Below are 21,433 nucleotides of genomic sequence, written 5' to 3' on the forward strand. Positions count from 1 at the left end.
GGTGGTCAGTCGGCGATCCGGACCAGCATCTTGCCGGTGTTCTCGCCGCGCAGCATGCCGAGGAAGGCGTCCACCACCCGGTCGAAGCCGTCCACGACCGTCTCGTCCGGGACGACGGCGCCCGAGCGCAGGTGCGGGACGAGGAAGTCGTACAGCTCCGGCCGGGCGTCGAGGTGGTCGCGGACCAGGAAGCCCTCCAGCCGCAGGCTCTTCCCGACCACGTCGAACAGGTTGCGCGGCGCGGCCGGCGGGTTCCCGAGCCGGTTGTACTGGGCGACCGCGCCGCACCAGGCGATCCGGCCGCGCTCGCGCAGGGCGCCGATGGCGGCCTCCAGGTGGTCGCCGCCGACGTTGTCCAGGTAGACGTGCAGCCCCTCGGGGGCGGCCTCGCGCAGCCGGTCCGCGATCGGGCCGTCGTGGTAGTCGAAGGCGGCGTCGAAGCCGAGCCGCTCGGTGAGGCGGGCGGCCTTGGCGGCGGAGCCGGTGCTGCCGACGATCCGTCCGGCGCCGAGCAGGCGGGCGAGCTGTCCGGCGGCGGTGCCGACGCCGCCCGCGGCCGCCGAGACGAAGAGCGTCTCGCCGGGCTGGAGCCGGGCGATCCTGGTCAGCGCGACCCAGGCGGACAGGCCGGTGCCGCCGAGCACCGACAGGTGGGCGCTGAGCGGGACGCCGGCGAGGTCGGGGAGCAGGCTCGCCCGTTCGGCGGTGACCACCGAGAGGGTGCGCCAGGCCTGGCGGTGCTGGACCAGCGCCCCGACCGGCAGGGCGTCGGCCCGGGACTCCACCACCCGGCCGAGGGTGCGCCCCTCCAGCGGGGCGTGCAGTGCCCAGCCGCCCTCCTCCATCTCCTCGCGCATGTACGGGTCGACGGACTGGTAGAGGTTCTCGACGAGGGCCTCGCCCGCCGCGAGGGCCGGGACGGTCTCGTCGACGAAGGCGAAGTCCGCGGCGGTCGGCGCGCCGTCGGGGCGGGCGACCAGGTGGACGGCGCGGGTGGTGGGACGGGACATCGGGGCTGCTCCAGGTGCGCGGGGGGCTCGGCGGGACGTGATCACCGTAGGAAGCGCGGGAGCGGCCGGGCAGGGGCGGCGGTCGATGGAACGGGCCGGTCCATGAGCGGGATCGATGGATCGCGGGCCCGCGGATTAGATTCGGGCGCATGATCGATCTCGCCCCGCACGAGCTGCGGACCCTGGTCGCCGTCGAGGAGGAGCGGAGCTTCACGGCGGCCGCCGCACGCCTGGGCACCACCCAGTCCGCCGTCTCGCACGCCGTCCGCGCCTGCGAGCGGAAGCTCGGCACGGTGCTCTTCGACCGCGGGCGCCACGGCGCACGCCCCACCGAGGGCGGCGCGCGGGCGGTGGCGTACGCCCGCCGGATCCTGCGGCTGCTGGACGCGATGGGCCCCGAGGTGCGCGGCGCGGGAGCGGACGGGCCGCTGACCGGCACCCTGCGGATCGCCGCCTTCCGCAGCGCCGCCGCCCACCTGCTGCCACCCGTCCTGGCCCGGCTCGCCGAGCGCCACCCCGGGCTCGGCACCCGCGTCCGGATCGTCCGGGAGCTCGGCCGGGGCAGCGCCGGGGAGGTCGCCGACGGGCGCGCCGACCTCGGGCTGGCAACGCTCGACGCGGGCGGCCCGCCGCCCGTCCCGGGCCTGGTCGCGGTGCGACTGTACGAGGAGTCGTACGCGCTCGCGCACCCGCAGGGCCACCCGGCGCCGCGCGAACTCCCGCTGGTCGACTGGGACGAGAACTGCGGCTCGTACACCCGGGACTGGTGGCAGCGGCAGGACTGGATCCCGCCCGCGACCGTGGACGTGGAGGACGACACGGTGGCCGTCTCGCTGGTCGCCCAGGGCCTCGGCATGGCGATCATGCCCCGGACCGCCCTGCTCGGCGCCCCGGCCGGCCTCGCCGTCACCGACCTCGGGCCGCGGCCGCCCAGCCGCTCCGTCGGGTACGTCACCACGCCCGAGCTGGCCGGGACGGCCGCCGTCCGGGCGCTGATCCGGGAACTGCGCGAACTGCCGCTGCCCGCCGGGCTGGTGGCGGCCCGGCCCGCGGGGGCGGCGCGTCCTTCGGCACCGGCCGGGGCTCCGGAAGAGGCCCCGGCCCCGGCGGCTGCTCAGCCCCCGACGGCCTCCCGGAGCCTGCGGAACTCCTCGGCCAGCCCGTCCAGGGTGTAGTGGGCGTTGAGGCCGCTGGGGTTCGGCAGCACCCACACCTCGGTGTCGCCGATGCCCTCCGGCTGCCGCCCGAGCGGGGCCCGGCGCTGCCCGAAGGCCGTCCGGTAGGCGCCGATGCCGAGCACGGCCAGGGCGCGCGGGCGCAGCCGCAGCACCCGCTCGCGCAGCGCGGCGCCGCCCTCGCGCAGCTCCTCGGTGGTCAGTTCGTCCGCCTTGGCGGTGGCGCGCGGGGCGACGTTGGTGATGCCCAGCCCGAGCGCGAGCAACTCCCGCTGCTCGTCCGGGCGGTACTGGCGCCCGGTGAAGCCGGAGCGGTGCAGGGCGGGCCAGAAGCGGTTGCCCGGGCGGGCGAAGTGGTGGCCGGTGGCGCCGGACCACAGGCCCGGGTTGATGCCGCAGAACAGCACCCGCAGCCCGGGCCCGGAGACGTCCGGGATGGTGCTGTCCTTGGCGGCCAGCAGCTGCTCGGCCGTGGGCTTCATCGGTGCGCTCGGATTCACCCGGCCAAGTCTGCCGTGCCCTTGGCGGGGGCCTCCGTCCGGGCCGTGCCCTCGGCCGGGGCCTCGGTCGCGTCCTCGGCCGTCGCCTCCGCCCGGGCCTGGGCCTGGGCCTGGGTCGTGCCTTCGGCCGTCGCCTCCGTACGGACCGGGGCCGGGGCCGCGAGCCGGGCCGAGGCCCCGGCCGCCCGGCGGTCGCGCAGCCGGCGCAGGCCGAACACCACCGCGGCCGCGTACGCCCAGCCGACGAAGACGTCGATGATGAAGTGCTCCGCGCCGTACACCAGGGTGAAGGTCATCGCGAGCGGGTAGGCGACCAGCACCGCCCGCAGCCAGCGCTTGGCGGTGGGCCAGAAGAAGAACAGCAGCATCGCCGGGTAGGCGGAGTGCAGCGAGGGCATCGCGGCGACGTCGTTGGCGAACTGGCTGCCGTTCTCCAGCAGCGAGTCGGCCTGCGGCAGCCCGCTCACCGAGATCACCTCCCAGACCACCCGGGACAGGTGCGGCAGGTTGCCCTCCTGGGCGACCAGCCACGGCGGGTCGGCCGGGTAGAGGAGGTAGGTGGCGAAGCCCGCGAAGGTGAGCGTCAGGTAGGCGGCGAGCAGCTGGCGGAAGCGCTGGTGGGCGCGCCGCCAGAGCACCGCGAGCAGCAGGAAGACGACGAAGAAGTGCGAGAGGTAGACGGCCACCGCGGCGTAGTCGTACCAGTGCGGCGAGCCGGCGGTGTAGAGGGCGTGCTGGAGCCGGACGGTCCAGGTCTCGCCGAAGCCGAGCACCTCGTCGAAGCGCAGCTGCGGCAGCCAGTGCGGGGCCCACGGGGTGTGCGCGCCGTAGCCGCGCAGCAGCGAGTACGTCCACACCACGGCCATCACCGGGACCCAGTCGCGCAGGACCAGGAGGAAGCCGCGGGGGCCGTGTCCGCTGTGCACGGCGCCGGTCAGCAGGGCGGCGATCAGCCAGAGGAACAGCACGTCGTTGGCCGCGGGGATGCCCTCGGTGCGCAGGAACCAGAGGAGGCACGTCAGGTAGAGCGGCCAGGCCAGCCATCGGAGTCTCGACCAGCCCGTCACGCGGGGGCGGGGCGGAGGCACCGGGCGCGGCTGCCCGGCCCGCACGTCGTGCGGGGCCGGGGAGAGGGTCTTGGTCATGCGCACTGAAACTAGCAACCCAAACTTGGAGGTCTCTGGGTGAAATATGACCGGATCGTAAGAACGTCCGACCCGGTCGTCACCCGGTTCGACACACGGTCAGGCACCGGAAGGCGCCCTCGGGCACCTGCGGACACCGTCGGGCGCCTTCCGGCACCGTCCGGCGGCCTCAGGCCACGATGCCCAGCTCGTGCGGGGTGTTGTTGAAGCGGCGGCCGCCGGCCGGGGTGACGGTGACGATGTCCTCGATCCGCACCCCGAACCGGCCGGGCAGGTAGATCCCGGGCTCGATGGAGAAGCACATGCCGGGCACCAGCGGCCGCTCCTCGCCCTCGACCAGGTACGGAGGTTCGTGCGTGGTGGTGCCGATGCCGTGGCCGGTGCGGTGGATGAAGTACTCGCCGTACCCGCCCTCGGTGATCACCCGGCGGGCGATCCGGTCGATCTCCTGGCAGCTGACACCGGGCCGGACCGCCTCGAAGGCGGTCTGCTGGGCCAGCCGGACCAGCTCGTGCACCGTCCGCACCTCGTCCGGCACGTCCGGGCCGACGTGCACGGTCCGGGTGGTGTCGGAGCCGTAGCCGTCCTTGAGACCGCCGAAGTCCAGCACCACCGTGTCACCCGTACGGATGACCCGCTCACCGGCCTCGTGGTGCGGGTCGGCGCCGTTCGGGCCGGAGCCGACCACGGTGAAGTCGACCTGGCTGTGCCCGTACTGGATGAGCAGCGCGCCGAGGTCGGCGGCCACGTCGGTCTCCCGGCGGCCGGCGAAGGGGACCTCCAGGATGCCCCGGTAGGCGGCGTCCGCCGCGCCGCCGGCCGAGGCCAGCCGCTCCAGCTCCTCGGTGTCCTTGACGGCGCGCAGCATCGGCAGGCTGTCGGTGAGCGAGGTGAAGGAGACGCCGGGCAGCGCGGCCTGGAAGCCGAGCAGGTGCAGGGCCCAGGTGTTGTCGGAGACGCCGTACCGGCCGGCCGGGTCGAGCAGCGGGCCCGCGGTGGCGAACGGGTCCTCGCCGTCGGACCAGTCGAGCAGCCGGACGGCCGGGGCGCCGACCGCCTTCTCGGCGTCCGGACGCTCCAACTTGGGCACCACCAGGGTGGGTTCGCGTCCGGCCGCGAGTACGAGGGCGGTCAGCCGCTCGGTGATCGCGGTGGGCGAGTAACCGCACAGGTAGGCCAGGTCGGGGCCGGGGGCGACGACCAGGCCGGCCAGTCCGGCGGCGGTCGCCTCGGCGGTGGCACGGGCCATCCGGGCGGTGTGGTCCTGCACGGTGAAGGGGCGGGGCACGGCGGTTCCTCCTCTGGGGCCGGACGGGCTCTGCTGAGCCTCCGTCGCGTCAACTCCATCACTTCCGGGAGGAGTTGGTGAAGCCCTCGGGGGAGCCCCGGCGGGCCGGCGCGGCGCCGGCGGGTCCGGCGCTCCCCGCCGGGGGCCGCCGCGGCCCCCGGCGGAGGCTGGTCCTGCCGGTCCTGCCGGTCCTGCCGGTGCGATCGGCGGGGTCGGTGCGATCGCTCCTGCCAACAGCCGGAGCGCCAGCGCCGGGACGAGGCCGAGCAGGATGCGGGCCGGCCCGCGGAGCGCCAGGGCCGGTGCGGCGGCGGCCGTCCGGCTCGGCGGGGGTCTGTCCGGCGCATGCATGCGGTCCTCCTCCGTACGGCCCCGGCCGGGAGCGCCCGACCGCGCGGGAGCCGGGGGAGGGGTCGGGAAGAGAGGCCGTACCCGGCCAGTCCACCGGGGCGCCGCGGCCGCCGCATGCCGCGAGCGCCCGAGCGGGTGACCGGCGGCAGGACCGGAGGAGCCGCGGCCGACGGCGCGATCCGGGCCCCGCGGACCGGCCGCGGACCGCTCCAAAGGCCCCGCAGCCTGCTCTACGGTCTCCGACCGGGCACGGAATCATAAATTCCGGGCCGACTGTCGGTGCGGTGGGACACCATGGCCGCCATGTCCTATGAACTCCAGGCGCTGATAGGAACACGGGAGCTGCTGACGGTGGCGGCCGCGGAGGTTCCGGCGGCCCGGGTGGTGCCCTTGGCACAGGGGCTGGCGATGATCCCGGTCACCTCCGCCGTCCTCGCCGCGCTCCAGGGGGACGGCAGCGTGCGCAAGCCGCGCGGCGGGGCCGGGTTCGGCTGGCACTCGGACGGCTTCGAACTCCGGCTGGCCGCCTGGTCGAAGGCCGGCCCGATCGCCTGCGTCGAGGCCGAGTACTTCGGCGGCAGCGGCACCCAGCGCGCCGCCGTCTGGGCGGACGGCGCGGTCACCCTCGGCCCGCTCACCATCGGCGAGTTCGAGCCCGCCCCGGCCGACGGCACCCCGATCTCCCACGTCCTGCGACGGATCGGCGCGCGCACCGAGGAGGGCCGGGCGGACGAGTTCGAGTCGGTCGGCCTGGGCCGGCACCGCAGCACCGCCGGCTGGGCGGAGTCGGCCGGCTGACCCGACCCCGCACCCCACCGCCCGTCGGCCCCGCCGCCCGCCCCGGCCCCGCCGACGCGAACGGCCCCGCCCCCGAAGCGGGGAGCAGGGCCGCGCCGTCGTCCGTCGAACCGGCCGACCGGAGGGTCAGCGGTAGTTCACGTACTGGATCGCGAAGTCCAGGTCCTTGCCCTTGAGCAGGGCCTGCACGGCCTGGAGGTCGTCGCGGCTCTTCGAGCTGACGCGCAGCTCGTCGCCCTGGACCTGCGCCTTGACGCCCTTCGGGCCCTCGTCACGGATGATCTTCGCGACCTTCTTCGCGTCCTCCGTGGTGATGCCCTCCTTGACGTTGGCGAAGATCTTGTACTCCTTGCCGGACAGCTGGGGCTCGTTGGCGTCCAGGGCCTTCAGCGACAGGCCGCGCTTCACGAACTTGGTCTGGAGGATGTCGAGTACGGCGCGCACGCGCTCCTCGCCGTTCGCCTTCATCTCGATCTTCTCGCCCGAGCGGCTGATCTCGGCGCCCACGTTCTTGAAGTCGAAGCGCGTCGCGATCTCGCGGGAGGTCTGGTTGATCGCGTTGTCGACCTCCTGCCACTCGACCTTCGAGACGATGTCGAAACTGGAGTCGGCCATGGGTATTGGTCTCCTTGATGCTCTGGTCTTCACTGGCACGGGCCCGCCCCTCGGGGGCGCCCGCGACCCCAGCCTATCCAGCGCCACACCGGCCCCGCCCGTAGCGGGCGCCCGCGGTTTCTTGATCGTCGCGTGATCTATCGAGTGGCGGAGCACCCCCCGGCATCGGGTATGGTTTACCAAGTCGAACGGGGTGAACACCCCGGGAAACGAAGATCCTGGCTGGTTGCCCGAGCGGCCAAAGGGAGCAGACTGTAAATCTGTCGCGCAAGCTACGCAGGTTCGAACCCTGCACCAGCCACAGGATAGAGAAGCGGTCCCTGACCTGCGGAAACGTAGGCTAGGGACCGCTTTTTCGTTTACTTGCAACTGGGGACGAGTGCTGCCCCGTTTGGGCGGCTTGTCTCACTTTGCGCCACCCGAATCCCAGCCCTGACCAGCGCGTACGGACCAGCTACGGACCAGGATCCGGGGCCGGCGGCGCCGGACGGTTCCGGTTGAGCCGCTTCGAGATCAGCTCATTCGCGTACTCGACGGTGCCGTGCAGGCACTTCGCGTAGACCCGCAGCAGGACGGCCACGCTGTGCCCCGCCCGCCGGGCGACCTCGGTCGGGTCGACCCCGGAGTTCAGCCCGAGCGAGATCCCCGCGTGCCGCAGGTCGTACGGCCGCTTGCCGAGCTTCGTGGCGCAGTCTGCCGGCGACAGCACCTCGGCGCGGGCCCGCTGCCAGACGACCCCGTACCCGCTCTCCTGCACCATGCCGCCCCGGGACGTCCGGAACAGCCGACCGTCGGGCGCGGCGCCGAACGCGGCGACGTGCTCCCGCAGGATCGCCACCAGCTCGGGCGGGATCGGAACGCGCCGGGTCGCCTTCTCGGCCCGGTGCTTCAACCCGCGCTTGTCGTGCGACGTCCCGTCGTCCGTCCAGGACGACGGGACCCGCGGCCGGGGCTCGTCCAGGACGACGTAGCCCCACCCCTCGACCGGGAGGTGGCAGCGGGCGAGCGTGAGGAACACGGCCTCGGCCGGCCGCAGCCAGCCGTAGTAGAGACAGGCGAAGGAGGCCCGGAGGTGGGCCCCGCGCTTCCCCTGACGTCCGGCCGCCTCGATCAGCGCCGCGGCCTGGTCCTCGTTGACCACCACACCGGGGTCGACCTCCTCCTCGGCCTCCGGCGGCTGCCACTGGACGGTCGGCAGGGGGTTGGCGGTCAGGTAGCCCTCCTCCACCGCGTAGCCGAAGAGGTGCCCCAGGATGCGGCGCTTGCGCAGGATGACCGAGGGGGCCGCCTTCTTGCCGTCCAGCTTCACCGCGAGGGCGTTCAGCAGTCGGCGCACCATCGGCGGCTCCTCGAAGGCGGAGACCGGCACGGACTGCTTCTGCACCCACGCCAAGGCCTTGGCCCAGTCCGTCGGCGGTTCCTCGCCCCACGCGTGCACGTTGAAGGCCCAGCTGTAGAGCGCCCGGCGGACGACCCGCTTGTCCGGCATGCCGGCCTTCGACTTCACCAGCTCGAAGGTGACCGTGGCGAGGGCGTCGGCCCACGTCGTGCGGGTCTTCGCCGGTGCTCCCTCCCACCGGGCCTCGACGTACCGTCGGCCGAGCTCGTACCAGGTGATCTGCTTCTCTTTGCGGAGCTCGGAGAGCGGCAGGCCGCGGCCGACGTCGAACGGCTGGCCGTCGCGGAGGGCGGAGATCAGCTCGGACTTCCGGCCGTCGGCGGCGGTCTTGGTCAGGAAGGACTCGGAGAACTCTCGCCCCGCGACGGTCCAGCGAACCATCCAGGGCGCCCGCCGGTCCGGGCGGTGCCGGTGGTCCCAGAACTTGACCTTGTAGGAGGTGGGCATCAGGCGGCGTCCTGTTCCTGTGCGGCCCACCAGGCGTCGAGGGCGCTGCGGCGGATTCGGAGCTGGCCGTTCGGGAGCTTCATGATCTTCGGGGCCTCACCACGGGCCCTCATCCGGTAGAACGCGGCACGGGACATGTCGATCTCTTCGAGGACGGCGCTGAGCTTGAGCTTCGGGTCCTTCGCGGCCATGACGGCCCCTCCCTTGACGGGTGCGAATGGCGGTTGCGGTGAGTCACGGCCCCTGCGCGTGGGTGGGGTTGGGGCCGGAAAACGTCAGGGATGTCAGGGGAACTCGCTGACCTGCCGATACGGCTCCTGGCCGGGCGTCAGGGGTTGTCAGGGCTGTCAGGAGATCTCGGCTATCCCTGACAGCCCTGACGTGCGCTGACGGCCCGTCCGGCGGCGTATCGCCAGGTCAGGGCTTTGTCCTGACATTCCTGACGGTTACGTGCTCGGGTCCGTACCTGCGGGGGTGCTCAGCGCCGGATGGACACGGTAGGTGGCAGCCTGCGGCCGGCCGCGCTGGCCGCTCGCGGAAGGCTGGTCGGTGCGGAGCCAGCCGTGCTGTTCGAGGAGGGCGAGGGCGGGTTCGACGTCGGCGACCTTCTTGAACCGCCGGGACGACGCGACGGCGTCGTGGGCCTTGATGTGGGTGCGGTGGCTGCCGTCCTTCTTCGGCCGCTGGAGCCACTGGAGGAGGGCGTGAGCGTCCTCGGTGGCGGGGTCGGCGGCGATGAGGTCGAAGACGGCGAGGGTATGGGCGGTGTAGTACTCGGCGATCTCGGCGGCGCGGTCGACGGTGGCGGCCTCGACGGGGGCGCGCCAGTCGCCGCCGACGTGGTCGGCGAGGTGGAGGAGCACCGCGATGCGGGCGATGTGGCCGACCAACTTGCCCGCCCAGTCCTTGATGTGGGCAAGCGGCTCGTCCGGGCGGAGCTGGACCTCGAACTTCTCCTGGAGCTTCTCGATGGCGAGGTCGGCGGCCTCGGTCATCTTCACGACGACCGGCTCGTCCAGCGCGGTGAGGGTGCGCAGGAGCCCGGACAGGCGGACGTCGTAGGTGGTGGCGACCGGTTCGGGGACAGGGGTGGTGCGGATCTTGCGGTAGCCGAGGTTGGAGGGCGGGAGGGAGTAGAGGAAGCGGGCTAGCAGGCCTCGGTCCCGGGCGCCGGGAGCGGCGCCGAGCTCCTGGAGGACGGCGGGCTGCGGGGTGACGCCGATGGTGAGCGCGGGCTTGTCGACGGTGGGCTGCTCGCGGGTGATCCGGTCGGCCTGGAGGCGCTCGCCCTTGTGGGCCTGGAGGAAGACGCCGAGGTTGGGCTTGCTGCTGTAGCGGCCGACGATGCTGTCGAAGAGGTCGCCCTCGGGGGAGAGCGCGGCCAGGCAGCGGTGGACGCCGAGCTGGTGGGTGACGGTCTCGGGGGTGATGTCCCCGGACAGGGTCAGCCGCGGGCTCGGCGGGACGACGATCTCGTCGGCCACCATCCGGGCGCCGGAGATCTCGGCCACCAGGTGGGCGCGGTCGAGGTCGGGGTTTTTGCGGGCCTTGGCCATGAGCGCGTCGACCTCGGCCAGTGCGGTCTCCTTGGCGGTCTCGGCCTCGATGATCCGGGCCCGGGACTCGGCCCGCAGCTCGTCCTCGACCCGGTAGACCGGGCCGGTCATGAACGCGAACACGTCGGACTTGCGGCTGGCCGGCGGCATCGCGCAGACCAGGTAGAGGTTGGACTGCTCGCGCCAGCCGGGCCGGATCTCCACCCCCACCCGCCCGCCGGCGGCGGTTGACAACGCGGCCAGGGACATGGTCGCGGCCATGTCGACCGGGGTCTGGGTGAACTCCGCCACCGCCTCCACGTACGTGCCCACCCACCCGGGCAGGGCCCGGGTGGGGAAGGTGGGCAGCGTGCCGTGGGAGCCGAGCGGGACGGGGGCGAGCCAGGTCTCGCCGGAAGCCAGGTCTGCGAGGGCGGCGAGCGCGGCGGTGCGGACGTCGTCGAGGTCGGCCTGGTCGTCGCCGGCCATGTGGGCGAGGCGGCTGGTGGCCGAGTTGATCCGGCGCCGTTCGGCGGCCACGCGCACGACCTCGGCGTAGTAGTCGCCGTTCGCGGCGGTCGGGGTGGCTGCGATGCAGGTGTGCAGGTAGCCGGGCCCGCCGATGCGGACCAGGTCGCCCTGGGCGCGCAGGACCCCGGCCAGCAGCACCGGATCGACCGGTCGTTCACCGTCGGCCATGCGGACGATGGTGCGCCAGATCGTCTCGTGTGCCGGGTGGTAGAAGGCGCTTGGGTCGCCGAGCTGGGCGGCCAGCGCCGGCACTTGGGCGGGGTCGAGCAGGGCGGCGCCGATGACGGCCTGCTCGGCGGCCTTGACCTCGGCGGGCTCGGGCCGGAACGGGATCACGTTCGGGGCGTACTCGATGCTCAACGAGCTGGTGGCCGGTCCGCTCACCGGACACCGCCGAGCAGGTCGGCGACGAGCGGGGCGAGGTTGTGGTTGGCGTGCTCGGCGAGGGTGGCGACGACGGTCTTGGCCTCGTCGGTGAGCGTGTGCCCGGGCCGGGCCGTGGTGGGGGTGACGAGGATGGTGTCGGGGACCGGGAGGAGCACGGTGGCGGTCACCAGGACGGCGGGGCGGTCGGTGCGCTCGGGGCTGGCCAGCGCGGGCCACGCCTCGCCGGGGCGGGACCACGGGGCGCGCTCCCAGTCCAGCAGGCGGCCGGCGGGCCGGTGCGCGAGCACGCTGTGCCGCAGGCCGATCTTCGCGCAGAGCTGGGCGCCGCCGTCGGGGTCGACGTACACCTCGATCCGGTCGATGTCCGGGCGCACGGCCGCGTAGCCCGGGGCCATGACCGGGCTGATGGCGGTGCGCCACGCGGCGGCGGCGAACTCGGCCGGACGGAGCGGTTCGCCGTCCTCGTGGAAGTGGCCGGCGTGGCGGGCGATGTAGGCGCCGTAGCGGGAGTGGCCGTCGCTGGCGCTCTCCCGGTCGGCGGTGTCGTCGATGACGATGAGCGTGGAGTAGTCGAACTGGGGCATGCTTAGTCCATCTCTGATTGGGATGCACGGCCCCGCACTTACCGGCGATCTGCCAAGAACTGACCGGTTGGTGTGGGGCTTCGTGCTGTGTGGGAGCGGTCTGCCGATCCCCCGCGCCGTCCGGGCCCCGGCCGCTGGCTGCGGCGGTGGTCCGGGCGGTACGGCCGGTGGGCAGTCCGGTCAGATCTCGGCGGGGGTCTGGGCGAACTCGCAGGTGCCGTCGCAGTCGTAGTAGCCGCAGCCGCCGCACTCGGGGCAGTCACCGTGGGCGACGACCACCACATCCATAGCCTCGTTGTCCCAGACCTCCTCCTCGTATCCGGTGCCGGAGCCGCGGCAGCCCTCGCACAGCTCGGTGTGGCCGGGGCGGGGGTTGGCCTTCTCCTCCTCGAAGTGGCGCTGTTCGTCGGCGAGGTCGAGGGCGATCTCGTACGCCTTCTCCTCCTCGCGGGTCGGGTAGTCGACGTAGTCGTACGTGTCGAAGTCGTCGTCCACGGTGGACCTTTCAGGCGGTCGGTGGATCAGGCGGCGCTGGTGCGACTGACGATCGTCCGGGCGGGGTTGTCGGGGTCGGCGCGCATGACGAACCCCTCTCGGCGGGCCCGGTCGTCGGTGTTGTTGGTGTTGGTGTTGGCGCTTTGACCTGCGCCAACGTTGGCAACAGCAGGGACCCCCTCCCCCACCTGGGAGGGGGAGGGGAGCGCGGGTACGTCCTCGTGGTGGACGCCGGGCCCGTTGCCGTGAGGGGTACGGACCCCCGGTCGGACCGGGATGCCGGCCGCGGTGAGGAGGGTCCGGACGGCCTTGGTGGAGGCCATCCAGGAGGGGTGTTCGTCGGCCAGTTTCGCGGCCAGAGCGGTGAGGAGAACGGACCGGCTGTCGGAGGTCATGCAGGCGGTCAGGAGGTGGGTCCCGGCGGGGGTCGGAGCGGTGGTCTCGGGCCCCTCCTCCTGGTCCTCCTCGACCTCCTCGTCGGGCCCGTGACCGTCGGGTTCGGGGGCGGTCTCCTGGGCCGGTTCGGCGGGGGTCGGTTGCTGTGCGTGGTCGGGCTTCTGGCCGAGGATCAGGGCGGCGATCACCCACAGGGTGAGGCCGCCGGTGATGGCGACCGGGGCGTAGTGGCGGACGGCGGGGACGCCGGCGAGCAGGACGGAGCAGACGACGGCGCACCCGGCGGCGACCAGGACGGGGTGCTTGGGCCGCTCGCCCAGCGCTTCGAGGGCCTTGGCGCGCTGCTCGGGATCCTTGATCTTCAAGGCCTCGGCGCGCCGCTCCTTCCAGGCGCCGAGGCTCTGGGCGTGCTCGGCGCGGGCGTCGGCGGCGCGGGCCCGGAGCGGGGTGAGCAGGCGGCGGTTGCCCTGTCGCAGGGCGGCGACGGAGAGGCCGCCCAGGTAGGGGTGCGTCGGCCGCTTGCCCTTCAGGGCTTCGAGGGCGGCGGCGCGCTCGGCGGGGTCCTCTATCTCGCGGGCGGCGGCGCGCAGTTCGCGCCAGGCGGCGAGGGTCTCGGCGTGCAGGGCGAGGTCGTCCTGGAGGTGGGTGGGCATCGGTGCCTCAGCTCACGAACGAGTGGATGAGGCCGCTGAGGACGGATGCGGGGATGGCCCAGAACCCGCCCGCGCTCGCGTAGAGGCTGGGGGCGATGGCCCCGCACAGGGCGTCCTTCCACGGCCGCGCCTTGAGCCCGAAGACCGCGATGGTCAGGACGGCCGCGGTGGCGCCGGTCTGCCAGTCGCCCAGCGCCGCGTTGCCCTGCAGGGAGGCGCCCAACTGCTCGCCGATTCCCGTGAGTTGCTGGAACGCGGTGCCGGCGTTCGCGGCCAGCAGGCCGATGCCGAACGCCCAGAACGGGACCGCGTCATCCTGGACCTTGATCTTGTTCTTGCCGCGGACACCGACGTAGAGGTACATGGTCGTGACGGTGGCGGCGCCACCGGCGCCCATCGCGATGAGGCTGCTCATGGTGTCTGTCTCCTGACGGGCTAGAAGAGGGGGAGGGCGGCGACGAGGGGGCCGAGGCCGGTGGCGACGGCGAGGCCGGCGGCGACCGGCACGCGCGAGACGATCAGGATCAGCAGGGGCACGGGGCGGCGGACCTCGCTCACGCGCAGGCGCCCGCGGTCGCGCAGGTGGAGGTCGAGGACCCATCCGCCGGCGGCCAGCAGCAGGCCGACGTAGGGGCCGCCGGGGGTGATGACCTGGATCAGGCCGGTGGAGTAGCCGCCGATGGCGGAGATGGCGGTGAGGACGCACCAGCGGCGGACGCGGCGGGCGCGGTCGGAGGAGCCGGCCTTGGCGCGTGCGGCCTTGCGGTGCTGGCGGCGGGCCCTGAGCTTGGCCTCGCGCTGGTCGGCGAGGCGCTGGCGGCGGTGGCGCAGGTCGCGCTGGGCGGGGGTCTCCCCTGCGGCCGCGAGGGCCCGGTCCTCCTCGGCGCGGGCGCGCTGCTTCTCCAGCTCGTGCTCGGCGGCCTTGCGGGCGGCCCGGTCCTCCGGGGTCTCGGAGATCCGGTCCGCGAGGAGGTCGACCAGGCCGACGAGGTCGTCTCGGTGGCTGGGCTGGGCGGGCGTGAGGATGTCCTCGACGCGGTGGCGCGCCGACCGCTCCTGGGCGCTCTCCCCGACCTTGCCGAGCGCGGCGTCCATTCGGGCGCGCTGGCCCGCGAGCATCTCCTCGTACTCGACCTGCTGGCGGGCCGTGCGTTGGGCCTCAGTCTCGGTCAGGAGCTGGCCGATCTGATCTCCGACCTGCGAGGCGATCGTCGTGGCCTGCTCGGACAGGATCCGGCCGAGCGGGGCCCAGAACGCCTCGGCGGCGGCCGCGACGCCGGGCGCCTCGACGGCGGTGCCGGCGCCGGTGCCGATCGGGACCGGGGTGTAGACGGCGGCGCCCGGGCCGCCGGAGGCCGGGGCCGGGATGCGCGGGCCGTCCTTGCGCCACCACTCGCCGGCCACGGGGCCGGGGGTGGGCATGCCGACGGTGGGCGGCTCGGACGGCGGCGGAGGGATCGTCATCGGTCCCACCCGCCCCGGCGGATCAGCTCGCGCACGCACACGACGGCGATCAGGAGGTCCGCCGTGAGGAAGATGAAGCAGAGCATGTAGCCCATGGGGGTTCTCCCTGTTCAGGGATGGTGCACGCGCCCCCGCACACATGGAGCGTGCGGGGGCGCGTGCACCACCGGGGGCGGGGGTCAGGAGGAGCGCCACCAGGCACGGGAGGCCGGGGCGCGGTGCCAGGCGGTGATGGACCGGCTGGTGCGGTGGGCGTCGATCTGGCGCTGGCCCTCGCGGTCCGCGTCGCGGACGGCGGAGGCCCGGCGCTGCTGGCCGGACTGCGGCTGCTGGCTGCGGCGGAAGATCTGCATCACGCGCTCCTTCAGCGGTCGACGACGGGCTTGCCGAGGTCGCGGTGGGTGAGGCGGACGGTCGCGCCCGTCTTGGCGAGGCGCCGGGCGAGGGCCATGGCGACGGTGGCGGCGCGGTGCCGTCCGCCCGCGCAGCCGACCGCGATGATCAGCGGCGCGGCGGTGGGCCCGGCGTCGTAGGCGTCGGCCAGCAGCGCGGTACCCGCGATCAACTCCCGGATGCCCGGGGTGGCCAGGACGGCCTGGCGGACGGGCAGGTCGTGGGCGGTCTGCTCGCGCAGGGCCGGGTCGACGTGCGGGTCGCGGAAGTGGCGGCGCAGATCGAGGACAACGGTCGCCTCGGGCGGGGTGCCGTGCAGGTAGCCGAAGCTGACGACCTCGATGGTGGTCAGGGCCATGACAGTGCCCTTCGGGTGCGGCGTGGCGGGGCGGAGCCGGGGGGAGAGGATCAGATCTCTTCGCAGAGCAGCCGGTAGCAGGCGTCGCAGAGCGGGCGCACCCACTCCTCGTTGCAGACGTCCTGGACGAACGGGTCCAGGACGTCCTCGACGTCCGGCTTGGCCTCGCCGCAGTAGTCGCAGGTCTTCATGTCGGTCTCCTTCGAGGTCAGGTGGCGGCCGGCGGGTCGTTGCGCTCGGCGACGACGTGGCGGCGCAGGCGCACGGCGTAGTCGTTGCGGCAGCCGAGCGCGTCGCGGACCTTCTTCGTGCTGAGCTCCTCGTCGCGGGCGGCGAGGTCGTCGGCCAGGACCCGGACCCGGGCGATGTCGGCCGGGTCGAGGGGGCGTTCCCCGGCGGTCGCGGAAGCGTTCCCGGCGGGGTCGTCCGCAGGCTCGGTTTCGGGTGTCCCGGAGTCGGGTGCGGGTGCGTACGACCCCGTTCGGTAAAGGGCTTCGAGGCTTTCGGCGGTGATCGGGGAAGCGTTCCGCAGCCCGTCGGGAACGGTGTCGAGGTAGACGCCGTCGGACGGTCCGGAGGGCAGCGGGAGGGTGAGTGCGGGGAACGGGTCGTCGGGCATTCCCGGCCACAGGTCGGCCGGCGCCGGGAGCGCGCTCAGCTCCGCCACCCGGGCCCTCGCGTTGAGCCGCTGTGCCAGCAGATCGGCCGTCAGGCCGGGGACGGTGACGCCGTGGACGTACTCCCAGGCGATCCGCCACGCCTCGTCGGCCGACAACGCTCCGTAGGCGGCGGCGGACAGGAGACGGTCCGCGACCGTCCGGACCTCGGGGTGGTGCTCGGCCCGCTGGCGGGCGTGCTCGGCCTTCTCCTTGGCCTGCTTCTTTTCGGCGGTGGTCGGGCCGCGGCCGCCGTGGGTCTGCAGGTCGGTGAGCCAGACGGCGCCGATGCTGGACAGGGCCAGCACGGCGGCGACCCACCGGGCGTCGGTGTACTGCGTCCAGCCGTGGGCGAAGTTGATCCCGGCGGCGACCAGGCCGGCGGCCCAGGCGCCGAGGCGGTAGGTGTGGGTGGAGCGCTCGCCCTCGGCCTGGGCGCCCATGGCGACCAGCGCCCACGCGCCGCCCTCCAGCATCGCGGCCAGCAGCACCGCGAGCAGGACCGCGACCTTGGCGTGGTCGAGGGCGGCGACTTGGGAGACCACGGCCGGCACGATCGAGCAGGCCTGCACCAGCCGGACGAACGCCCGCGCGGGGTTCGCCGCGACCCAGCCGGTCACCCGGCCGAACCGCGCGGCCCGCGCCGCCCGCCGCCGCTCCTTCGCCTCCTCGGCGGCGCGCTCGTCGGCCTGGCGCCGCTGGCGGGCCGCCTCGGCGTCCAACCGGCGCTGCTCGCGCTCCTCCCGCAGGTCGGCCCGGGTGTCGGCCCGCTCGGCCCGGCGGTCCTCGCGCCGCTCGGAACGGAAGTCGTTCAGCCCGCTCACCGCTGCCACCCCCGCTCCAGGGAGAACCTGGCGGCCGCGGCGGCCTGCTCCCAGTTCAGCTGCCCGTGCTGGGTCAGCGCGTCGGCGAGGGCGGCCACCCCGCTCCAGAGCAGGTCGAGCAGGGCGTCGGTGCGGTCGTGCAGTGCGGCCAGGTCCCGGCACGGGTCGTCCCCGGTGCCGTAGGTGACCTCCTCGCCGAACTCCTCGTGGACGATCCTGCTGATCTCGCCACGGTCGCCGAGGGCTCCCGCCTCGGCCGCCCAGCCGCGGGTCCCGGTCCACAGGTCGGCTTCGTGCAGCCACCGGTCCTGGGCCCGCTCGCCGGCGGCGAGCATGACCAGGGCGTCGTAGAGCGGGGCCGAGAAGTCGCGGCTGATGGTGACCTCGCCGGCGCCGCCGGGACGGCTCTGGTCCTTGCCCAGGTCGTCCGAGATCGCGACGCGCTCGAACGGCAACTCGAAGTACAGCATGACCGCCACGTGGCCGGCCTCGTGCACCGCGATGGCCCGCCGCAGCAGGTCGTCCGGCAGAGCGAGGACCTCGTACAGCGGCGTCGGCCCGTCCACCATCACCGTGGGGTTGCGGGTGGTCAGCCCGGTGTCGGCGTCGAAGTGCCACCCGGTACCGGTCAGGGTGTCGTTCACGCCGCCACCCGCTCGACGCCGGCGATGCGGTGGATGACGGCCGGGCGCCGCAGCGGCACCGGCGCGATGCTCAGCAGCCGCTCGGCGTAGGCGGCCAGCACCGGGTCCTCCCGGCGCAGGTCCGCCAGGACGTCGTCCGCCGCGTCCATCCGGGCCTCACGCTCGACCACGCTCTCACCGGGCACCCCGGTGAACAGCCGGGCGAACGCGGAGTCCGCGACGAGACCGAGCGCCAGCTCGGCGAACTCGTCCTCGCTCCAGGCCGTCTGGCCTGCAACCATGTCCTTCACGGGTCTACCTCTTTCTCGATGGAGGTGGGCCCGGGGCCGCCGCGCGAACCTTGGCCGGGAGCGCGGCGGCCCGACTCAACTGGGCCCAGCTACTTGCGATGCACGAGTAGCCATGGCCCCGGCCCCACCGCGAGCGGAAGGGCCGGGCCAAAGTCACTCGTTCACAGCTCGGGCCCCACCCCGCCGAAGTGGAGCAGGGCCCGAAGTGCCGTCCTCTTGGGGAGCGAGCTCCCGTTCAGGCGTGGACGGCGTGACCTTTCGGTCTTGCCCTCCGGACTGCCCAGGCGCCGGGTGCCTCGGCCCGATCTATCCCGGGCCCCTTCGCCCTGGACGCGGCGGTAGCCGAGCCGTTCACGGGCGCATTTGTGCAGGTCAGAGCAGCCCAAAGAAGGCCCCTCTGTGTCGCCCCTGTCTCACTTGGTGCGACACCCACAACATAGACAACCTGCCTAGGCAGGTCAAGAGAGTCGGGTTTCTCGCGCCTGTTGGGCACCTCCCCTAGCATTGGTCCATGGCCCTAGACCCGGATGACTCTCGCCCCCCGTACCAGCAGGTCCGCGGCTCCCTGCGGGCCTCGATCCTCACGAAGCAGCCAGGGTTCGAGCCCGGCGACAAGCTTCCCTCTGGCCCTGAGCTGGCCAAGCACTTCGGCGTGGCCCGCGGCACGGTGGACAAGGCGCTGGACCTGCTCCGCACCGAGGGGCTGATCGTGACCCGGCAGGGGAGCGGCTCGTTCGTGCGGGAGCGCACTTCTCGGCCAGTCGGGCTGCGGCCTCACCTCGAAGCCGCCTTCGAGCAGCAGCAGGTGACCCTGGACTTCGCCGGCTTCTCCAGCGAGACGCTGCACAACGCGCTCCAGGAGCCGCTCGACAAGGTCCGCTCCGGCCGGCTGGCGCCGGAGTCCATCACGGTCCGTCTGCTGCTGCCGGACACCACGGAGCCGATGGCTGTACCGGTCCTAGTCGACGGGCTCAAGGACGAGGTTGCCCTCCGGCAGCGCGCTCGCAACATCGCCTTGACGAACGCCGGCGGGATCGCGCACTCGGTGGAGATGCTGGCCGAGCTCGGCCTGGTCCAGAAGGCGAGCGTCCAGGTCAAGGTCCACCGGGCGTCCAGCCTGTTCAAGCTGTACATCCTGAACCGGTCGGAGGCCTTCTTCGGCTTCTACCCGCTCCGCGAGCGCACCGTGGCGATCGACGACACCGCCCACACCTTCTACGACGTGACCGGCAAGGACACCACCCTGTTCCACCACGCCGCGGGCCCGGACGACGCCTCGCTCGGATCGCAGTACGTCCAGCAGGCCCAGATGTGGTTCGACAGCGTGTGGAGCACGATCGCGTACGAGCGGCAGCCATGATCGCCACCCCTCAGCAACTCGCCGACCTCCTGCGGCCGGTGAAGCACATCCTCCTCGACTTCGACGGCCCGGTGTGCTCGGTCTTCGCCGGTCTGCCCGCTCCGGAGGTCGCGCGGCGACTCCGTGAGGGCCTGCTCGCCGCAGGCGAGCAGGCCCCGGCCGGGGCGGAGGATGAGACCGACCCGCTCGCCCTGCTCCGGCTGGTCGCGGACGCCCGCTCCGACCTCACGGCGAGCACGGACGCCGCGCTGGCCGCGCTGGAGACCGAGGCTGTCCGGGTGGCCCGCCCGACCCCAGGCGGAGAATCGGTTCTGCGTGCTGCTGTCCGCTCGGGTCGGCTGATTTCGGTGGTCAGCAACAACGCGGGCGCGGCCATCGAGGCCTACCTCGCCGAGTATGGTCTCAGCGCCTATGTGGCCGGTGTTTTCGGGCGTGCCCCGGGCGACCCCTCCTCCATGAAGCCGAACCCGCGCCTCCTGCTCGAAGCTATGGAGGCCGCGGGAACCGGGCCGGAGCACTGCATCTTTGTCGGCGACGCGGCCCGCGACGTCGAGGCCGGGGAGGCCGCTGGCGTCCCGACGATCGGTTATGCCAACAAGCCGGGGAAGGACGTCAAGCTGGCTGCTGCTGGTGCCATCGTGATCGTGGACTCCATGCAGTTTGTTGCTGGCGCCTTGGCCTGACGCGCTGGGCCGTCACGCGAAGGCCGCGGCTGGCAGCACATAACCGGACACCAAACCTTTTCGCGTTTGTCGCCAGCGGACCAGCAGCCCGCTCTTGAGTGTCTTACCTGCTTGCTTCCCGACTGTCAGGCAGCCGTGGCCTTGCGGCTTCGAGCTCACGTTCCCTGCGGCGATATGCGATCGCAGCAACGACGTTCTTTGCTGCTTCTACGTAGGACAGCGCTGACTCCGTCGACAGCGGAAGGTCAGGTTCGTGAACGCTACGGTTCCTGATCACCAGCAGATCTTCGACCGCCCTTCCAAGCTCTGGAGACATGACGCCTTGGCGTACCGCCAACTGCACGTCGGTTGATGGCAGCCGTTCTTGCATCGGGTCTCCGGCTACGGTGACAACGTCGCGCACGGCCCTTTCGACAGCAAGCCAAGCTCTGGTGACGCCCGCCACCGGATTGCTCAGCGCCGCTTCCCGAAGCGTTGCGTAGTCGCTATCTGGCATGAGTCCAGGCACCTGGTGCCTGCGGGGGGCAGCCCCGGGAGGCGCCGCGACGGGCGCGGTAACCTCAGCTTCGGCAGCGGCGTTGTCCCGGATCTCCTCCGATTCCTGCGCAACCGCATCGACCTGAGCATCAAACGTGGCCGTGCCCAGGGGCGTGTCCACAGACGAGATGCGTCTGAGCAAGGCGGCGGCCTGCTCCCTGAACACGATCACGAGGGTGAAAGCAAAGGCCGGCCAGATGACGGCCTTTAGGTACTCGAGCCCGAGAGTCCATGACATGCGCGAAGCGTGGCAGAGTCCCGTCCTCCCCGGAGGGGTTACGGCCAAGACGGGGTGATCGGAAACACTAAAGGGCCGGGTCGGACGGCGAAGATCGCTGCCCGACGCGGCCCTTTAGGTGCTTGCGAGGGTGGGTTGATAGGGGGCCACTGAGACCATGATCCGGACCAGGGGCGGACCAGGTCCGGCCTGCGATCAAGAGTTGCCTGGTCAGAGCGTGCCTGGTCAGCGGCCTGTAAATCTGTCGCGCAAGCTACGCAGGTTCGAACCCTGCACCAGCCACAGGATAGAGAAACAGCCCCCGATCTGCGGAAACGCGGATCGGGGGCTGTTTCGTTTTGCCCGGGCGGCCTTGCCGGGGGCGGGGGAGCGGGGAGTCGGGAGGGCGGGCGCTGGACCGACTTATTGCACATTGCTTGCAATTACGGGTGTCAGGCAGCAGAGTGGGGCTCGGGGGTGGGAGTCCTTCGACAGAGCTGATCGTCTTCCCAGCCGGCGACCGCCGGGACAAACGGCTCGCCCCACCCCCGCCAACAGCCACCCGACGGAGGCCGGCGCGGCGTGACGGCCGCGTCAAGGGCGCGTCAAGGCCGCTCGTGGCGGCGTCAGGAACGCGTAGGGGCCCGGCGGGCGACGGGCGCGCGGACCGCAGGATCGGAGCAACTACCGACTGCGGA

Annotated in this window: 24 protein-coding genes and 1 tRNA gene; 5 read left to right on the forward strand and 20 right to left on the reverse strand. The window is 72.9% G+C overall.

What is annotated here, in order from left to right:
• Positions 1-5: 5 nt before the first annotated feature.
• Positions 6-1,010, reverse strand: coding sequence for an NADP-dependent oxidoreductase (locus ACFVXH_RS12875; RefSeq protein ID WP_387822808.1), 1,005 nt, complete (start codon positions 1,008-1,010; stop codon positions 6-8).
• A 149-nt stretch (positions 1,011-1,159) separates the two neighbouring features.
• Here ACFVXH_RS12875 and ACFVXH_RS12880 point away from each other — a divergent pair, with 149 nt between their 5' ends.
• Complete coding sequence (locus ACFVXH_RS12880; protein WP_387822811.1) at positions 1,160-2,185, forward strand: LysR family transcriptional regulator; 1,026 nt, start codon at positions 1,160-1,162, stop codon at positions 2,183-2,185.
• Here the strand turns inward: ACFVXH_RS12880 and mug are convergent.
• From mug to ACFVXH_RS12895, 3 genes are all read right to left on the reverse strand, one after another.
• On the reverse strand, positions 2,125-2,667 hold the full coding sequence (gene mug / locus ACFVXH_RS12885) for a G/U mismatch-specific DNA glycosylase (protein WP_049652089.1): 543 nt from the start codon (positions 2,665-2,667) through the stop codon (positions 2,125-2,127). The two genes, ACFVXH_RS12880 and mug, sit on opposite strands and share 61 nt — an antisense overlap.
• A 14-nt stretch (positions 2,668-2,681) precedes the next feature.
• Positions 2,682-3,830, reverse strand: coding sequence for a phosphatase PAP2 family protein (locus ACFVXH_RS12890; protein WP_387822814.1), 1,149 nt, complete (start codon positions 3,828-3,830; stop codon positions 2,682-2,684).
• A gap of 169 nt (positions 3,831-3,999) precedes the next feature.
• The gene (locus ACFVXH_RS12895; protein ID WP_387822898.1) at positions 4,000-5,079 is read right to left on the reverse strand and encodes a M24 family metallopeptidase; all 1,080 of its coding nucleotides are present in this window, start codon (positions 5,077-5,079) and stop codon (positions 4,000-4,002) included.
• Positions 5,080-5,772: 693 nt separating this feature from the next.
• On the opposite strand from ACFVXH_RS12895, the gene ACFVXH_RS12900 reads away from it, so the two are divergent.
• Positions 5,773-6,267, forward strand: coding sequence for a hypothetical protein (locus ACFVXH_RS12900; RefSeq protein ID WP_074004049.1), 495 nt, complete (start codon positions 5,773-5,775; stop codon positions 6,265-6,267).
• 126 nt (positions 6,268-6,393) lie between these two features.
• Here ACFVXH_RS12900 and ACFVXH_RS12905 read toward each other — a convergent pair whose 3' ends face one another.
• Complete coding sequence (locus ACFVXH_RS12905) at positions 6,394-6,882, reverse strand: YajQ family cyclic di-GMP-binding protein (RefSeq protein WP_049652087.1); 489 nt, start codon at positions 6,880-6,882, stop codon at positions 6,394-6,396.
• 220 nt (positions 6,883-7,102) lie between these two features.
• On the opposite strand from ACFVXH_RS12905, the gene ACFVXH_RS12910 reads away from it, so the two are divergent.
• Positions 7,103-7,183, forward strand: a tRNA-Tyr gene (locus ACFVXH_RS12910).
• Between the two features lie 153 nt (positions 7,184-7,336).
• On the opposite strand, the gene ACFVXH_RS12915 is transcribed toward ACFVXH_RS12910, so the two are convergent.
• The 14 genes from ACFVXH_RS12915 to ACFVXH_RS12980 all read right to left on the reverse strand — a co-directional run bounded on the left by ACFVXH_RS12915 (position 7,337) and on the right by ACFVXH_RS12980 (position 17,929).
• Complete coding sequence (locus tag ACFVXH_RS12915; protein ID WP_387822817.1) at positions 7,337-8,728, reverse strand: tyrosine-type recombinase/integrase; 1,392 nt, start codon at positions 8,726-8,728, stop codon at positions 7,337-7,339.
• Positions 8,728-8,919 carry a helix-turn-helix transcriptional regulator gene (locus ACFVXH_RS12920; protein WP_387822820.1) on the reverse strand — a complete coding sequence of 64 codons (192 nt, stop codon included), beginning with the start codon at positions 8,917-8,919 and terminating at the stop codon, positions 8,728-8,730. The genes ACFVXH_RS12915 and ACFVXH_RS12920 overlap by 1 nt, the downstream gene beginning before the upstream one ends.
• A gap of 255 nt (positions 8,920-9,174) precedes the next feature.
• Positions 9,175-11,178, reverse strand: a complete 2,004-nt coding sequence (locus ACFVXH_RS12925) for a DUF3987 domain-containing protein (RefSeq protein WP_387822823.1) — start codon at positions 11,176-11,178, stop codon at positions 9,175-9,177.
• Complete coding sequence (locus tag ACFVXH_RS12930) at positions 11,175-11,765, reverse strand: hypothetical protein (protein ID WP_387822826.1); 591 nt, start codon at positions 11,763-11,765, stop codon at positions 11,175-11,177. The genes ACFVXH_RS12925 and ACFVXH_RS12930 overlap by 4 nt, the downstream gene beginning before the upstream one ends.
• 180 nt (positions 11,766-11,945) lie before the next feature.
• A complete protein-coding gene (locus ACFVXH_RS12935) occupies positions 11,946-12,260 on the reverse strand; it encodes a hypothetical protein (RefSeq protein WP_387822829.1) in 315 nt (104 codons plus the stop codon).
• 26 nt (positions 12,261-12,286) lie between these two features.
• Complete coding sequence (locus ACFVXH_RS12940; RefSeq protein ID WP_387822832.1) at positions 12,287-13,309, reverse strand: hypothetical protein; 1,023 nt, start codon at positions 13,307-13,309, stop codon at positions 12,287-12,289.
• 7 nt (positions 13,310-13,316) lie between these two features.
• Complete coding sequence (locus ACFVXH_RS12945) at positions 13,317-13,724, reverse strand: hypothetical protein (protein ID WP_387822835.1); 408 nt, start codon at positions 13,722-13,724, stop codon at positions 13,317-13,319.
• 20 nt (positions 13,725-13,744) lie between these two features.
• Positions 13,745-14,773 carry a hypothetical protein gene (locus ACFVXH_RS12950; RefSeq protein WP_387822838.1) on the reverse strand — a complete coding sequence of 343 codons (1,029 nt, stop codon included), beginning with the start codon at positions 14,771-14,773 and terminating at the stop codon, positions 13,745-13,747.
• 179 nt (positions 14,774-14,952) lie between these two features.
• Positions 14,953-15,126, reverse strand: coding sequence for a hypothetical protein (locus ACFVXH_RS12955; RefSeq protein WP_387822841.1), 174 nt, complete (start codon positions 15,124-15,126; stop codon positions 14,953-14,955).
• An 11-nt stretch (positions 15,127-15,137) separates the two neighbouring features.
• A complete protein-coding gene (locus ACFVXH_RS12960; protein WP_387822844.1) occupies positions 15,138-15,524 on the reverse strand; it encodes an ATPase in 387 nt (128 codons plus the stop codon).
• 50 nt (positions 15,525-15,574) lie between these two features.
• Entirely contained in the window at positions 15,575-15,715 is a 141-nt protein-coding gene (locus ACFVXH_RS12965) for a hypothetical protein (protein WP_387822847.1), read from the reverse strand.
• A 17-nt stretch (positions 15,716-15,732) separates the two neighbouring features.
• Entirely contained in the window at positions 15,733-17,004 is a 1,272-nt protein-coding gene (locus ACFVXH_RS12970; protein ID WP_387822850.1) for a hypothetical protein, read from the reverse strand.
• The gene (locus ACFVXH_RS12975; protein WP_387822853.1) at positions 17,001-17,648 is read right to left on the reverse strand and encodes a hypothetical protein; all 648 of its coding nucleotides are present in this window, start codon (positions 17,646-17,648) and stop codon (positions 17,001-17,003) included. Before ACFVXH_RS12975 ends, ACFVXH_RS12970 begins: the two co-directional genes overlap by 4 nt.
• Entirely contained in the window at positions 17,645-17,929 is a 285-nt protein-coding gene (locus ACFVXH_RS12980; RefSeq protein WP_387822901.1) for a hypothetical protein, read from the reverse strand. Before ACFVXH_RS12980 ends, ACFVXH_RS12975 begins: the two co-directional genes overlap by 4 nt.
• A gap of 520 nt (positions 17,930-18,449) precedes the next feature.
• On the opposite strand from ACFVXH_RS12980, the gene ACFVXH_RS12985 reads away from it, so the two are divergent.
• Positions 18,450-19,298 carry a GntR family transcriptional regulator gene (locus ACFVXH_RS12985; RefSeq protein WP_387822856.1) on the forward strand — a complete coding sequence of 283 codons (849 nt, stop codon included), beginning with the start codon at positions 18,450-18,452 and terminating at the stop codon, positions 19,296-19,298.
• Complete coding sequence (locus tag ACFVXH_RS12990) at positions 19,295-19,981, forward strand: HAD family hydrolase (RefSeq protein ID WP_387822859.1); 687 nt, start codon at positions 19,295-19,297, stop codon at positions 19,979-19,981. The genes ACFVXH_RS12985 and ACFVXH_RS12990 overlap by 4 nt, the downstream gene beginning before the upstream one ends.
• Before the next feature lie 103 nt (positions 19,982-20,084).
• Here ACFVXH_RS12990 and ACFVXH_RS12995 read toward each other — a convergent pair whose 3' ends face one another.
• Positions 20,085-20,756, reverse strand: coding sequence for a hypothetical protein (locus tag ACFVXH_RS12995; RefSeq protein WP_387822862.1), 672 nt, complete (start codon positions 20,754-20,756; stop codon positions 20,085-20,087).
• Positions 20,757-21,433 lie beyond the last annotated feature (677 nt).

The organism is Kitasatospora sp. NPDC058184 (assembly GCF_042883725.1).
Taxonomy (GTDB): domain Bacteria; phylum Actinomycetota; class Actinomycetes; order Streptomycetales; family Streptomycetaceae; genus Kitasatospora.

Bases quoted from the DNA above. Each gene is read 5' to 3' on its own strand.
- ACFVXH_RS12880 (WP_387822811.1), top strand. From the start codon at position 1,160: ATGATCGATCTCGCCCCGCACGAGCTGCGGACCCTGGTCGCCGTCGAG.
- ACFVXH_RS12980 (WP_387822901.1), bottom strand. From the start codon at position 17,929: ATGGTTGCAGGCCAGACGGCCTGGAGCGAGGACGAGTTCGCCGAGCTG.
- ACFVXH_RS12965 (WP_387822847.1), bottom strand. From the start codon at position 15,715: ATGAAGACCTGCGACTACTGCGGCGAGGCCAAGCCGGACGTCGAGGAC.
- ACFVXH_RS12900 (WP_074004049.1), top strand. From the start codon at position 5,773: ATGTCCTATGAACTCCAGGCGCTGATAGGAACACGGGAGCTGCTGACG.
- ACFVXH_RS12985 (WP_387822856.1), top strand. From the start codon at position 18,450: ATGGCCCTAGACCCGGATGACTCTCGCCCCCCGTACCAGCAGGTCCGC.
- ACFVXH_RS12920 (WP_387822820.1), bottom strand. From the start codon at position 8,919: ATGGCCGCGAAGGACCCGAAGCTCAAGCTCAGCGCCGTCCTCGAAGAG.
- ACFVXH_RS12890 (WP_387822814.1), bottom strand. From the start codon at position 3,830: ATGACCAAGACCCTCTCCCCGGCCCCGCACGACGTGCGGGCCGGGCAG.
- ACFVXH_RS12945 (WP_387822835.1), bottom strand. From the start codon at position 13,724: ATGAGCAGCCTCATCGCGATGGGCGCCGGTGGCGCCGCCACCGTCACG.
- ACFVXH_RS12905 (WP_049652087.1), bottom strand. From the start codon at position 6,882: ATGGCCGACTCCAGTTTCGACATCGTCTCGAAGGTCGAGTGGCAGGAG.
- ACFVXH_RS12995 (WP_387822862.1), bottom strand. From the start codon at position 20,756: ATGTCATGGACTCTCGGGCTCGAGTACCTAAAGGCCGTCATCTGGCCG.
- ACFVXH_RS12930 (WP_387822826.1), bottom strand. From the start codon at position 11,765: ATGCCCCAGTTCGACTACTCCACGCTCATCGTCATCGACGACACCGCC.
- ACFVXH_RS12940 (WP_387822832.1), bottom strand. From the start codon at position 13,309: ATGCCCACCCACCTCCAGGACGACCTCGCCCTGCACGCCGAGACCCTC.
- ACFVXH_RS12990 (WP_387822859.1), top strand. From the start codon at position 19,295: ATGATCGCCACCCCTCAGCAACTCGCCGACCTCCTGCGGCCGGTGAAG.
- mug (WP_049652089.1), bottom strand. From the start codon at position 2,667: ATGAAGCCCACGGCCGAGCAGCTGCTGGCCGCCAAGGACAGCACCATC.
- ACFVXH_RS12955 (WP_387822841.1), bottom strand. From the start codon at position 15,126: ATGCAGATCTTCCGCCGCAGCCAGCAGCCGCAGTCCGGCCAGCAGCGC.
- ACFVXH_RS12960 (WP_387822844.1), bottom strand. From the start codon at position 15,524: ATGGCCCTGACCACCATCGAGGTCGTCAGCTTCGGCTACCTGCACGGC.
- ACFVXH_RS12915 (WP_387822817.1), bottom strand. From the start codon at position 8,728: ATGCCCACCTCCTACAAGGTCAAGTTCTGGGACCACCGGCACCGCCCG.
- ACFVXH_RS12895 (WP_387822898.1), bottom strand. From the start codon at position 5,079: ATGGCCCGTGCCACCGCCGAGGCGACCGCCGCCGGACTGGCCGGCCTG.
- ACFVXH_RS12950 (WP_387822838.1), bottom strand. From the start codon at position 14,773: ATGACGATCCCTCCGCCGCCGTCCGAGCCGCCCACCGTCGGCATGCCC.
- ACFVXH_RS12875 (WP_387822808.1), bottom strand. From the start codon at position 1,010: ATGTCCCGTCCCACCACCCGCGCCGTCCACCTGGTCGCCCGCCCCGAC.